The 13771-nt window shown below is 55.3% G+C and carries 8 protein-coding genes; 4 read left to right on the top strand and 4 right to left on the bottom strand.

Annotated features, from left to right (window positions below; genetic code table 11):
- Positions 1-273: 273 nt before the first annotated feature.
- The 3 genes from BN3795_RS10145 (at position 274) to BN3795_RS10135 (ending at position 5610) form a co-directional block, all read left to right on the top strand.
- A complete protein-coding gene (locus BN3795_RS10145) occupies positions 274-1101 on the top strand; it encodes a carbohydrate ABC transporter permease (RefSeq protein ID WP_068784580.1) in 828 nt (275 codons plus the stop codon).
- Between the two features lie 966 nt (positions 1102-2067).
- Positions 2068-4335, top strand: a complete 2268-nt coding sequence (locus BN3795_RS10140; RefSeq protein WP_068784579.1) for an FAD-dependent oxidoreductase — start codon at positions 2068-2070, stop codon at positions 4333-4335.
- 147 nt (positions 4336-4482) lie between these two features.
- Positions 4483-5610, top strand: coding sequence for an ROK family transcriptional regulator (locus BN3795_RS10135; RefSeq protein ID WP_068784578.1), 1128 nt, complete (start codon positions 4483-4485; stop codon positions 5608-5610).
- Between the two features lie 87 nt (positions 5611-5697).
- Here the strand turns inward: BN3795_RS10135 and BN3795_RS10130 are convergent, their stop codons facing one another.
- Genes BN3795_RS10130 through BN3795_RS10115 form a run of 4 tightly spaced genes read right to left on the bottom strand, consistent with a single transcriptional unit; the run spans position 5698 to position 10339 of the window.
- The gene (locus BN3795_RS10130) at positions 5698-6735 is read right to left on the bottom strand and encodes an NAD(P)-dependent alcohol dehydrogenase (RefSeq protein WP_068784577.1); all 1038 of its coding nucleotides are present in this window, start codon (positions 6733-6735) and stop codon (positions 5698-5700) included.
- 35 nt (positions 6736-6770) lie between these two features.
- Entirely contained in the window at positions 6771-7769 is a 999-nt protein-coding gene (locus BN3795_RS10125; RefSeq protein ID WP_198524687.1) for a sugar ABC transporter substrate-binding protein, read from the bottom strand.
- Positions 7770-7810: 41 nt separating this feature from the next.
- On the bottom strand, positions 7811-8830 hold the full coding sequence (locus BN3795_RS10120) for an ABC transporter permease (protein ID WP_068784575.1): 1020 nt from the start codon (positions 8828-8830) through the stop codon (positions 7811-7813).
- The gene (locus BN3795_RS10115) at positions 8831-10339 is read right to left on the bottom strand and encodes a sugar ABC transporter ATP-binding protein (RefSeq protein WP_068784574.1); all 1509 of its coding nucleotides are present in this window, start codon (positions 10337-10339) and stop codon (positions 8831-8833) included.
- Between the two features lie 354 nt (positions 10340-10693).
- On the opposite strand from BN3795_RS10115, the gene BN3795_RS10110 reads away from it, so the two are divergent.
- Positions 10694-13762, top strand: coding sequence for an endo-1,4-beta-xylanase (locus BN3795_RS10110; protein WP_068784573.1), 3069 nt, complete (start codon positions 10694-10696; stop codon positions 13760-13762).
- The last annotated feature ends 9 nt before the right edge of the window (positions 13763-13771 follow it).

Raw genomic sequence — 13771 nt, 5'->3', positions numbered from 1 at the left:
CGGACGAACCCAATAGATAGGGGAATAAAATGGCGCTATTTCGGCGAACCCCCTCACTTTCAGCAATATAGAGGACATTTATGGCGCTATTTTCCCGAATGGGCGGGAGTTAGCTGTATTTCGCACCGTTTTGTGGCAGATAAGGCCATAAAGTTCCGCTATTCGGGAGATCCAGGCACAAATACAAAAAATAAGGCCATCAACTTCCGCTATTTTGTTTTGATAAGGAATCTCCGGCCCCAGATCACTCGCATTATTTAAGGAGGAAAAAGCATGCCATCGACTTCCGTCACTAAAATCGTCACCACGTGCGTCATGCTCTTGTTCGGGATACTTATGGTCGTTCCGTTCCTATGGATGATCAGCACCTCGTTCAAAACGCCGGCGGAGGTATTCGAATTTCCGATCAAGTGGATTCCCGCCGACTTCAACTGGGAGCACCATATCAAGGTGTGGACCGGGAAGAACAGCTTCACCCACTACTACTTAAACTCTCTGAAAATATCGCTGATCAGCGTCACCGGCGCCGTGTTGTTGTCTTCGCTGGCCGCTTACGGATTCTCGCGGATCGAGTTCAAGGGGCGGAACGCGATGTTCCTGGTATACCTGTCGATGATGATGGTTCCGCCGCAGGTGCTGTTCGTGCCGAAGTTCATCATGTTCGACTGGGCGGGGATTTACAACACCCATTGGGCGCTGATTCTGCCCGGGATGTTTACGATCTTCGGGGTGTTCATGATGCGGCAGTTCTTCCTCACCGTGCCGCAGGAAATCTCCGAAGCCGCCTTCATCGACGGCGCCGGGCATTTCCGCATCTTCTTCCGGCTGATCCTGCCGCTGGCCAAGCCGGCGCTCGCTACGCTGGCGATCATCGACTTCTCCTGGCATTGGAACGATTACGAGAACGCGCTGGTGTTCCTGATCGACCAGGATCTGTTCACCGTCCCGCTTGGCCTGCAAAATTTCATCCTGGAGAACACCGTCGATTACAACGGCATGATGGCGGCGGCCACCGCGGGCATTATTCCGATGATCCTCGTCTTCCTGATCGGCCAGAAATACATCATCCAGGGGGTGTCGAGTTCGGCGGTGAAGGGGTAAGGCCGTGCGGCAGTTAGCCTGCCGCCAGTAACCGGATATGTTGTGGACTCTACAACATTTCTTTCGCTTAGGTCCGCGGCTGGCGGCTGGCGGTGGGGCGAGCTGATCATGTTGCATTGAGCGCAGCATTTTGGCGATTCTACGGGCTTAAGTGTTGTCACAAATGTACTAGTTCTCTATAAAAATACCTATAGTTACATGACAAGCGTTGAAAGTTACTTATCAAGCGCCATAGTTGCCATCATGTGTCTAAAGTTACTTGCCAGGCTCCCTTAGTTACTGCCAAGCGTTCAAAGTTACTTGCCAAGCCCCTTAGTTACCGTCAAGCGTCAAAATTACTTGCCAAGCTCCTTAGTTACCGTCATGCGTCAAAATTACTTGCCAAGCTCCTTAGTTACCGTCAAGCGTCAAAATTACTTGCCAAGCTCCTTAGTTACCGTCATGCGTCTATAGTTACTTGCCATCGTGCTGCACAAGAACGCGCGCCGGGAGTAAAGCGCCCAAATATACTCGGTTTTTCGAACACATTTCGGCGTCAGCAACCAAAAAGGCGAATTATATTCGATTTTTCATATACAATCTCAGCTTCCGCCTTCCTGCGGGCTAATTATATATGAAATTTCATATTTATTCCGCCGAAGTCGCTGCAAACGTCCGATTGTATTCGATTTTTCGAACACATTTCGGCGTCAGCAACCAAAAAGGCGAATTATATTCGATTTTTCATATACAATCTCAGCTTCCGCCTTCCTGCGGGCTAATTATATATGAAATTTCATATCTATTCCGCCAAAGTCACCCGAGGTGATGAAATGTATGCGGTTTTTAGCATATATTTCTCGCATTTGCAGATCTCAGTTATGGCTCGCCATTCACACATCTGGATATGCGCATTTATGGCTCGACCAATCACTTTTTGGCAGCACGTTCAACTAATTCAGTCAATCGAAAGGGGTTCACAAACCAATGAGAAACGAAACGGTATGCAGCGATATTACGGTCGTCGGCGGAGGCCTCGCCGGCGTTTGCGCCGCCGTGGCGGCGGCCCGGCTCGGGCGCAAGGTCGCGCTCGTGCAGAACCGCCCGGTACTCGGCGGCAATTCCAGCAGCGAGGTGCGCGTCTGGGTCTGCGGAGCGACCGCGCACGGCACAAACCGGTACGCCCGCGAGACCGGGATCATGGGCGAAATGTTCGTGGAGAACCAGTACCGCAATCCCGACGGCAATCCCTATCTCTGGGATATGGTCGTGCTGGAGACGGTGCTGGCTGAGCCGCACCTCTCGTTATACCTGAACACCGACGTGCACGAAGTCGAGGCGGACGGCGCGGAGGAGGCACGGCAGATCCGGTCCGTCACCGGCTGGATGATGGGCTCGGAGCGGCGTATCCGCTTCGAGAGCCCGATCTTCCTCGACTGCACCGGGGACGGACTGGTCGGGTTCCTGGCTGGCGCCAAATACCGGCTGGGCCGGGAGGCCCGGCACGAATTCGGCGAAGCCTGGGCGCCCGAGGTCGCCGACGACATCACGCTCGGCAGCACGCTGCTGTTCTACACGAAGGATGCCGGGCACCCGGTGAAATTCGTCCCGCCGTCCTTCGCCAAGGATATTACGCAGACCCCGATCCCGCTGAACCGCGTGATCCGCAGCGGCGACTCGGGCTGCCATTACTGGTGGATCGAATGGGGCGGCGAGCTGGATACCGTGCACGACAACGAGCGCATCCGCGACGAGCTGTCGGCCGTCATCTACGGCATTTGGGATTACATCAAAAATTCCGGACAATTCGATGCCGACAACATGACCTTGGAATGGGTCGGCTCGATCCCCGGCAAGCGGGAATACCGCCGCTTCCTCGGCGACTACACGCTGACCCAGAACGACATTCTGGCGCAGGAGCCGTTCGAGGATCGGGTCGCCTTCGGCGGCTGGTCGATCGACCTGCATCCGCCGCAAGGGATGTACGCCGAGGAAAGCGGCTCGAAGCATCTGCACGCGGACGGGAACTACCATATCCCGTTCCGCTCGCTCTACTCCGCGAACGTGACCAACCTGCTGTTCGCGGGCCGCAACATCAGCGCGACGCACGTCGCGTTTGGCACGACGCGGGTCATGGCGACCTGCGCCACCATCGGCGAGGCCGCCGGAACCGCCGCAGCGCTCTGCGCGAAGCTGGGCGTCACGCCGCGGGAGCTGTCGCGCCGGCACACCCCGCTGCTGCGGCAAACGCTGCTGCGGCAGGACGCCTCCGTGCTGGGCGTCGCCAACGAAGACGCCGCGGACTTGGCCCGGAGCGCGAAGCTCAGCGCTTCCTCCTTCCTGTCCCGGCTGGCGGCGGAATCGGCCGACGAGGCGTATCCACTGGAACGCGATGTCGCCCTGCTGCTTCCGGCGGATCCCGGCCTCACCGGCACGATCGAATGGCGGCTGGACGCGGTGCAGGACACGGAGCTTACAGTCGAGGTGTGGAGCACCGGGCGGCCGGAAAACTACGTGCCCGCCGCACTCAAATACCAAACGACCGCCGCCGTAACCAAAGGAGACGGACAGTGGGTGCCCGTTCGGCTGGACTGGACGCCGGAGGAGCCGCAGAATGCGTTCATCCTCATCCGCAGCAACCCCTCGGTCCGGCTCTACTTGTCGCATACGCCGCAGACCGGGCTGCTTGCCTTTGAGCGGGGCGCGGCGACCAGCGTCTCGAAGGATCTCGAAGATCATGACGATACCCAGCCGGTTGTGGAATGGAGCATGAAGCGCCTGGTACGCAAAACGTTCTGCTTCCGAGCGGACTTCGCCACGGACGCCTATCGCCCCGAGCATATGCTGGACGGCTACAAGCGCCCTTACGGCGGGCCGCATCTCTGGCTGTCGGAGCCGATGACGCAGGATACTCAGCCTTGGGTTGAACTCTCATGGGAGTGCGAGCACGTTGTCCGCGAGGTCCATTTGATCTTCAACGATGATGTCAATGAGGACCTGATCAACCTGCACCACCACCGTACGCCATTCGAGATCCTCCCTGAGCTGGTCAAAACCTACCGGCTCGAGGCCCGGGATCCCGCCGGGAACTGGATTCCCCTCGCTGCGGAAACCGGAAATCGCCGGCGGAAGCGGGTGCACCAACTTGAAACCGCCGTCCCGACCAACGCCATCCGGCTTATCGTCGAGGAAACGAACGGGTCGCGCTATGCCGAGGTTATCGAGATTCGGGTATATGCACTGCCCCATCGGTAAACCGCACCTCAAACAACCAGCCCTTCACTGCAGGGGCTGGTTGTTTTGTTATGCCTATGACTTTCTTAGTTTGCAAGATGAATTGGTTCCGTATAATATAAAGTAATTAATAAAAGATATTTATTAAAGTTGGTGAGTCTGTTCGCTATGAAAACTCCTCGCGCTAACAGCATTGAGGTCAAGAAAATCAATCGCAAAGTCATTTACCAGTTCTTATACCGGCATGATCCGATATCCATCCAGGAAATCGCCCATACTTTACAACTCTCGTTGCCAACCGTAACGCAGAACCTGAAGGAACTCCAGGAGCGGGACCTCGTGATCGAGACCGGGCTCTTCGAATCGACGGGCGGCCGCAAAGCTAAAGCGATCTCCTATAACCCCCTGGCCAAATATGCGCTGGGACTTGATGTTACACGAAATCACATCAGCATCGTCTTAATTGATCTAGGCGGCAACGTCATCCACCACGTACGGCATACGTATCCGTTTGTGAATCAGCGGGCCTATTTCGAGGGAATCGGTCAGCATGTGGAGCGATTCCTGGACGAATCCGGGGCCGACCGGGAGAAGCTGCTTGGCGTCGGCATTGCGTTACCGGCTATTTTATCTCACGGCAATCAGACGGTTCAATATGCCTCCGTGATCGACTTTCGAGGAGGCGGCGTCCGCAGCTTTGAAGAGTTCATTCCCTATCCCTGCGTGTTGATTAACGACGCCAATGCCGCAGGGATGGCCGAGTTCTGGAACGAGGACGGCGTTGAGGACGTTGTCTATTTGTCCCTGAACAACAGTGTCGGCGGTTCCGTCATTATCGGGCAGAGCACCTACGCCGGGCAAAATCAGCGAAGCAGCGAATTCGGGCACATGACGATCGTACCGAACGGACGAACCTGTTACTGCGGACAGCGCGGCTGTGTTGATGCCTATTGCTCCGCGAAGATTTTGTCGGACAGCACGAATGGAAGCATGGCGGAGTTTTTCCGTTTGCTAAGGGAGAACGCCCCGGTGCAGCAAGCCCTTTGGGAGGAATATCTCTCTTATTTGGTGATCACGATCAATAATTTACGAATGCTGTACGACTGCAACGTTATTGTTGGGGGTTATGTGGGGGCCTATATGGACGAGCACCTCGGCCAGCTTCAGGAGCTCCTTGCCCGCAAGAATACGTTCGAGCCGGATGGCACCTATCTGCAATGCTGCAAATATAAACTGGAAGCGACTGCCGTAGGTGCTGCGCTGCAGCAGGTTAAGACATTCATCGAGGAGATTTGAGATGCTCATCGCCCCCTTCTTGAATGAAAAAAAGGCGAGCGTTTCCCTAAAACCAGGAAAACGCTCGCTTTTTTCTCAATTGACAAACTACAATTTGATCAATGCCTTCACAACTTCATTTTTGTTCTGTATGACGAAATCAAACGCCTGCTTGCTGTCGTCGAATGCAAATTCGTGAGTAATCATCGGCTTCACATCGATCCGCCCGTCCGCCAGCGCTCCAATGGCCGGGGGGAACAAGTTGCGGTAACGGAATACTGACTCCACCCGGGCTTCCTTCATCAGGATCTGCATGAAATCATATTCGATGATATCCTTAGGTGCGAATCCCACGAGTACAATTGTTCCTCCCCGCTTAACGAGGTACGGCGTCTGCTTGATCGTCGTCTCACTCCCCGCCGTTTCGATCACAACATCCACGCCCTGTCCATCCGTGCATGCCGCTACGACGGCAGCGACATCCTCCTGTCTTGCTTGAATGACTCGCGTAGCTCCCAGCTTCTTAGCGAACGCTAAGCGGTTCTCGATCACGTCAACGACGATCGTCTCCAAGGCTCCATAGGCATGGCAAGCCAGCAGCGTCATCAGACCGATGGCGCCGGCCCCCAAGATCACAACGCGGTCGCCCAACTTCACCTGGCCTTGGCTGGCGGCATGCAGTCCTACGGCCAGCGGTTCCACCAGCGCCCCTTCGCGTGTGCTGACCCGGTCCGGGAGCTTGAAGGCCATATCAGCCGGATAGGCGATATAGTCAGTCAGGCAGCCGTGAATCGGAGGGGTGGCCAGGAAGCGCACGTCCGGACACAGGTTGTAGCGGCCGGACTTGCAGAACTCGCATTGTCCGCAGGTGAGACCCGGCTCCAGGGCAACCCGGTCGCCAGCCTTCAAATGCTTGACCGCCGATCCAACCTCCGTAATCGTCCCCGCACATTCATGGCCCAAGATAAAATCCCCATCGACCACGAAGCTGCCGATCCGGCCGCTCTCGTAATAATGGACATCAGAGCCGCAGATCCCCACATACTCCAGTTTAACAAGCACCTCGTGGGCTTGCGGGACAGGGATCTCTCCCGTACGCAGCTCCATATCTCGAAGTCCCGTCATGTAGGCTACTCTGTTCAGCATGGTTTTTCTCCTCCTCATTCGTTATAGGTGGTCGATCATTGAATTGCGCCAGCCTTCTTCAGCAGTTCGATGTATTCGTCGGCATTCTCCTTGGTAATCAGCGGGTTGCCGATGTCCGTATCAATCTGCTCCTCTTCGCCGGTCAGCAGCTTATGACTCGTATCCAGCAGCTTCTCAGCAAGCTCGAATGCGTTTTGCAGCGTTGTGGAAGTCATTTTTCCCTCTTTAATTAACAGTACCGCTTCAGCCGTTCCGTCCACGCCGTAGACCAACATATCCTTGTATTTCGGATTGTCCTTCACAACCTCAACAGCTCCAGCGGCCATATTGTCATTCATCGAGATGACGGCGTCGATCTTGTCGTTCGCCTGTACCCAGTCCTCCATATACCGCATCGCCTCGTCCTTATTCCAGTTCGCGATCTGCTCGCCGACGATCTGTACATCGGGACGTTTATCAAAGAATTCTTCCTGCCAGCTTCTGCGCCGCTCATCGGCATGGAAATTGCCTGACGGCCCTTGAAGAACAACCACTTTGGCGTTCTGCGGCACCTGTTCGACGGCGGCGCGGGCGTTAACGCCCGCTTGCTCATACGGCTGGGCATCGACCGAGGAGGCCCCTTCGATATCCGAAATCCGGGCATTTGTCGTAATCGCAAAAATCCCTGCCTGCACCACCTTCTCGACATATGGCCGTTGGGCTTCACCGTTATTCGGCTGAACGATCACCAGATCGTATTTGTTGGTAATTGCATTTTCAATTAATGAGTTCTCCTTCTCGTCATTCGCTTCGCCGTCGAAGACATCCAGCTTGATGTCCTCGTATTTCTCCGCCTCCTCCTCGACGGCATTGGCCAGCCACGCCGCGAACGAATCGGATTGCGCCCGGGCAATATAAGCGACCTTGTACGATTGGCTGGACGGATCGCCGCCGGAAGAAGCGTTGGATGGAGCTGCCCCATTGTTCGAACTGCAAGCAGCTAAGATCAGTGCGCATAACGCTATCATTCCGCTGGAAAATCCTATTTTTCTCACATTGCATCCATCCTTTATCCTGAATTTGGGTGGCTTGTTTCTTAAACGGAGGTATTCTTCTGCTTCTTCTGCCGGATCGCCTGGCGATTATCCTCGACGCGGCCAAGCAGGCTTCGGGTCTTCCGTTTCTTCGTCTGGATATCGTAGATCACGGCCAAGGCGATGATCGCTCCGCGAATAATTTGCTGCATGTAGGAATTTACGCCGCTAAGGTTCATAATATTGTCCAAGAAACCTACAATAAATGCCCCGACCAGGGTTCCCCCGGCCGTACCGACGCCTCCCGAGAAGCTGGTTCCTCCGATAATGGCGGCAGTCAGAGCGGTAAATTCATAGTTGACCGCACCATTCGGCAATCCTGCGTTGACCCTTGCCATGAACAATACCCCGGCCAAGCCCACGAAGATGCCGTTAATGATAAAGGCGGTGTATTTGATTTTGTGCACATGGATCCCGGAGGCGACCGCCGCCTCCTCATTGCCCCCTACCGCGTAGACGGATCGGCCGAACCGGGTGTGGCTGAGCAAATACCAGGTCAGTACCCCAATCGCGATCAGAAAAATCACCGGGATCGGAATCCCCAGCAGCTTACCTTGCCCAAGGAGAACGAAGTCTCCCAGTTGGAGAATGTTCTGGCCTTTGGTGTAGTGAAGGGCCACGCCGCGGGCCATAGCCATCATGGCCAAAGTCGCGATGAACGGCGGTGCTTTGAACGTGCTGATCATCACGGCGTTGATCACGTTGCAGACGACGCCGGTCAGAATGCCGACGAACACCGCTAGGAACATCGACCCGGTCGATTTATAAGCGGATACTGCAAATACCCCGGACAGCGCCAGCACTGAACCGGCGGACAGGTCCAACATGCCGCAGATAATCAGAATCGTTGCTCCAAATGCAAGAATCGTCGTCACCGCCAACTGGGTGGAGACGTTCGTTAAGTTCGTTACGGAGAGAAAATTCGGATTCGCAAACGTGCAAATCAGAAACAGTACAAGCAGCACCAGGTAGATGCTGTATTTCCTTTTGACTAACTGCCAGATATGAATAGTGGCCTCCATCTAATTCACCTCGCTGGTCATCGTTCCCGTCGCGTATCTCATAATGGTTTCCTGGGAAAAATCCTCGCGGCCGATCTCCCCTGTTACCTGACCTTGCGCCATCACATAAATTCGGTCGCACATCCCGATCAACTCCGGCAGCTCGGAGGAGACCATGAGAATCGCTTTGCCCTGCTCGGCTAATTCGCCGATCAGCTTGTAAATTTCATATTTCGCCCCGACATCGATCCCCCGCGTCGGTTCGTCCAGTATAAGGACATCCGGCTGGAGCAGCATCCACTTGCTTAGCAGCACCTTCTGCTGGTTCCCGCCGCTGAGGGAAGCAATCGACGATTCTAAAGAGGGGGTCTTCACCCTCATCTTGCTGAACATTTCCTTGACCAGCTCCTGCTCCCGCTTCGGGCGGTGCCGGAACCCGTAGAACACCTGCCCTAATACGGCCAGCGTTGTATTCTCCCGAACAGAACGCACGGGGATAATCCCGTAGCGCCGACGATCCTCTGAAAGCATAACCATCCCCTTCTCTAAACTGCCCTGCACAGTGGGTTTCGCCACATTCTCACCCTTCATCCGGATCGTCCCGGAGCTCAGCGGATCCAGGCCAAACAGGGATCGCATTACCTCCGTCCGGCCCGCTCCCATCAACCCCGCGAAACCAATAATTTCCCCCTTCCGCGCATAGAAGCTGACATCGCGAAAGACCCCTTCGCGGGATAAGCCTTCGACACGGAGGATCTCTTCTCCGATCGCCGCCTCTACCTTCGGGTACGTATCCTTGAGCTGGCGCCCGACCATCAGGCTGATCACGGTTTCAATGTCCAGCTCCTCCTTTGGCTTGCTGTCCACCACGGTACCATCTCGAAACACGGTGATCTCATCGGCAATCTGAAAAATCTCATCCAGCTTGTGCGAGATGTAGATGATGCTGACGCCCCGGGTTTTGAGCTCGCGAATCTTGGCAAACAGCCGGTCGACCTCCTTCTGTGTGATCGCTGATGTCGGTTCATCCATAATAATAAGCTCCGCTTGATTTGATACCGCTTTCATAATTTCCAGCATTTGAATGTCCGAGACCGTCAAGTCTTTAAGCGGCGTCTTCGGATCGTACGGCAGCTGTTCCGCTTCCAGCAATTGCAGCGTTTGCCGGGTCACTTCTTTCCAGTCGACCTTCCCCAGTCGGTTGACCGGCAGTCTTCCCAGGAACAAGTTCTCCTCCACGGACATCTCCGCTACATAATTCAACTCCTGAAAAATCATTGAAATCCCCAGTTGGCGCGCTTGCAGAGGATTGCCGATCTTCACCAGCTTCCCGTCGAGATAAATCTCACCGGCATCCGGCTGGTAAACGCCGTTAATAATCTTCATTAACGTGGATTTACCTGCCCCGTTCTCACCGCAAAGGACGTGCACCGTCCCCTTCTTGACGGAAAAGTCGATCTTATTCAGCGCTTTGACCCCGGGAAACGACTTTTCAATTTGAGATACCCTCAGTTTGATGGGATCTCCCATATTCTCCCCCCTGCCTGTTCAAATTCTGCGGTTTCTCCATGTACGCTATCCATTTCTTTTGAACTTCATTTTAGATAATACTTTTTTAAATGCTTTTAATAAAAGTATATCGATAATTGTTTGATTGTCAATACTCATTTCTTCAGCACGGATCCTGATTTACAGAACCCCCGGGATAGCGGGGGTTCCCCGCAACACAACCTAAACTTCCTTTAATAACCAAGGCAACATCTTTAATTTCGAGAAAGCCGGGCCTCCCGGCGGAATGATATCATTTGAGGCAGGAAAGGAGGAGCTTTCGAATGAATTGAAAGCGCTTTACAATCACATTCATGGACAAAGGGGAGTGATCGAATGAATCAAATGATGAAACGTGCCCTCATGCTGCTCATCGCCGCCCTCTTGCTGCTGCCTGCAGGATGGCCGCCAGTCTCAGTAATCCAGGCGAATACCGCAGATCCGGATGGCACGGTCACGGTGTATCATGAAGACTTCGCAAACGGAATAGGCAAGGCGATTCAGTCCGGAGGTGCGACCCTGACGTCGGTCACCGGCAAGACGTTTGCCGGCAACGAAGACGGAGGTGCTTTATACGTCAGCAACCGGGTGAACAACTGGGATGCGGCCGATTTCCGGTTTAGCGACATCGGCCTGACTAACGGCAAAACCTATACAGCCCAGGTAACCGTCTACGTGGACGCCGCTGTAAGCGTGCCTGCCGGCGCCAAGGCCGCCCTTCAAACCGTAGACAGCTACGGCAATTACGCCGAAGCGGACTACACCGCCGGCCAAGCCGTAACCCTGACAAAGGAGTTTACCGTGGACACAGGCGCGGACAAGGCGCTGCGCATTAACTCCAACGCCGCAGGTGCCGCGGTTCCGTACTACATTGGAGACATTCGCATCACGGAAAAAGAAGGCTCCGGCGGCGGCGAGCAGCCGCCAAGAGATCCGGCTTTGCCGTTCTCCACGATCACCTTTGAGGATCAGCAAGCCGGCGGGTTCACAGGCCGAGCCGGGACGGAAACGTTGACCGTGACGAACGAAGCCAACCATACGCCGGGCGGCTCCTATGCACTGAAGGTCGAAGGACGTAGCAACACCTGGCACGGGCCAATGCTGCGGGTGGAGAAGTATGTGGACCAAGGGGCGGAATACAAGATTTCTGCCTGGGTGAAGCTGATCGACCCGGCCAGCTCGCAACTCCAGCTGTCCACGCAAATCGGTGAAGGCAGCAGCGCGAATTACGTTGCCCTCTCCCCCAAAACCGTCAGCACCGGGGACAACTGGGTTCAGTTTGAAGGAACCTACCGTTATAACAGCGTAGGCGGCGAATTTCTGACGATTTACGTGGAGAGTTCGAATAACGCGACCGCCTCTTTTTACATTGACGACATCCGCTTCGAAAGCACCGGATCCGGTCCGATCGCCATCCAGAAGGATCTGGTCCCGCTCAAAACGGCGTACCAAGACGATTTCCTGATCGGTAATGCGATCTCGGCGGAAGATCTGGAAGGCGTGAGGCTGGAGCTGCTTCGCATGCACCACAACGCCGTCACAGCAGGGAACGCGATGAAACCTGACGGCCTGCAGCCGACGAAAGGCAATTTCACCTTTGCCGCGGCGGATGCCATGGTCGATAAGGTCCGGGCGGAGGGCATGCAAATGCACGGCCACGTCTTGGTATGGCATCAGCAGTCCCCGGCCTGGATGAATACCGCCACCGATGCGCAAGGGAACTCGGTCCCATTGAGCCGGGAGGAAGCCTTGGCTAACTTGCGGACTCATATTCAAACCGTCATGGAGCATTTCGGGGACCGGGTTATTTCTTGGGACGTTGTCAATGAAGCGATGAACGACAACCCGGGGAATCCGGCGGATTGGCAAGCTTCCCTGCGGCAAGCCCCGTGGAAGACCGCGATCGGTGCCGACTACGTCGAGCAAGCGTTCCTCGCAGCCCGGGAAGTTCTCGACCGTCACCCGGAATGGGATATCAAGCTGTACTACAACGATTACAACGAGGATAACCAGAACAAAGCCCAAGCCATCTACAATATGGTCAAAGCATTGAACGACAAGTATGCGCTGACCCATCCCGGCAAACGTCTGATTGACGGCGTTGGCATGCAGGCGCACTATAACGTCAACACGAACCCGGAGAACGTCCGGTTGTCTTTGGAGAAATTCATCTCCCTGGGCGTGGAAGTCAGCATCACCGAGCTGGATATCCAAGCCGGCAGCAACTACCAGCTGTCCGAAAAGCTGGCCAATGCGCAGGGGTACTTGTACGCGCAACTGATGCAAATTTTCAAAGCCCATGCGGATCACATCGCCCGCGTCACCTTCTGGGGAATGGATGACGGCACCAGCTGGCGATCCGCGTCCAACCCGCTGCTGTTCGACAAGAACCTTCAGGCGAAGCCGGCTTATTACGGCGTGATCAACCCCGCCAAGTTCATCGAAGAGCATCAGCCGGATGTATCGGAAGCGAACCAGTCCACTGCGGCTTATGGTACACCAACGGTAGATGGAACCGTGGATGCGGTCTGGAGCAAAGCCCCGGCGATGCCGATCCAGCGTTATCAGACGGCTTGGCAGGGCGCAACCGGCACGGCCAAAGCCCTCTGGGACGAGAACAACCTGTACGTCCTGATCCAAGTCAGCGATGCGCAGCTGGATAAGAACAGTCCAAACCCCTGGGAGCAGGATTCGGTCGAGGTGTTCCTGGATGAGAACAACGCCAAGACCTCGTTCTACCAAGACGATGATGGACAATACCGCGTCAATTACGACAATGAGACCAGCTTCAATCCGGAGAAGCTCGCCGACGGATTCGTATCGGCTGCCCGGGTTACCGGCACGAACTATACGGTCGAAATGAAGATTCCGTTCAAGTCGATTACCCCGGCGAACCTTGTGAAAATCGGCTTCGATGCGCAGATCAACGATGCCAAGGACGGCGCTCGCCAAAGCGTCGCGGCTTGGAACGACACGACCGGGAACGGATATCAGGACACCTCCGTCTACGGCGTGCTGACGCTGACGGGCAAAGGCCTTGTCGATACAACGCCGCCCGTCTTGAAGCTTACCGCAAGCCCCTCCGTGCTCTCGACGCCGAATCACAAGCTTGTCCCGATCAAGGTCACCTGGCAAGCCACCGACGAGGGTTCCGGCATCGATTCGATCAAGCTGGTCTCCATCACCAGCAATGAGAGCGATAACGGGCTGGGCGACGGCGATACGGCAAACGATATCCAAGGCGCGGATTACGGAACGGCTGATCCGGAGTTCCTGCTTCGGGCCGAGCGTTCAGGAAAAGGGACAGGGAGAATCTACACGATAACCTACGAGGCTACCGACAAGGCCGGCAACAAGACGACCGCCCAAACCACAGTTCAAGTCCCGAAGGGGAAGAAGAACTAGTAACGAAAA

The organism is Paenibacillus phocaeensis (assembly GCF_900021165.1).
Lineage (GTDB): Bacteria > Bacillota > Bacilli > Paenibacillales > Paenibacillaceae > Fontibacillus > Fontibacillus phocaensis.
This window is presented reverse-complemented; position numbering and strand designations above follow the sequence as displayed.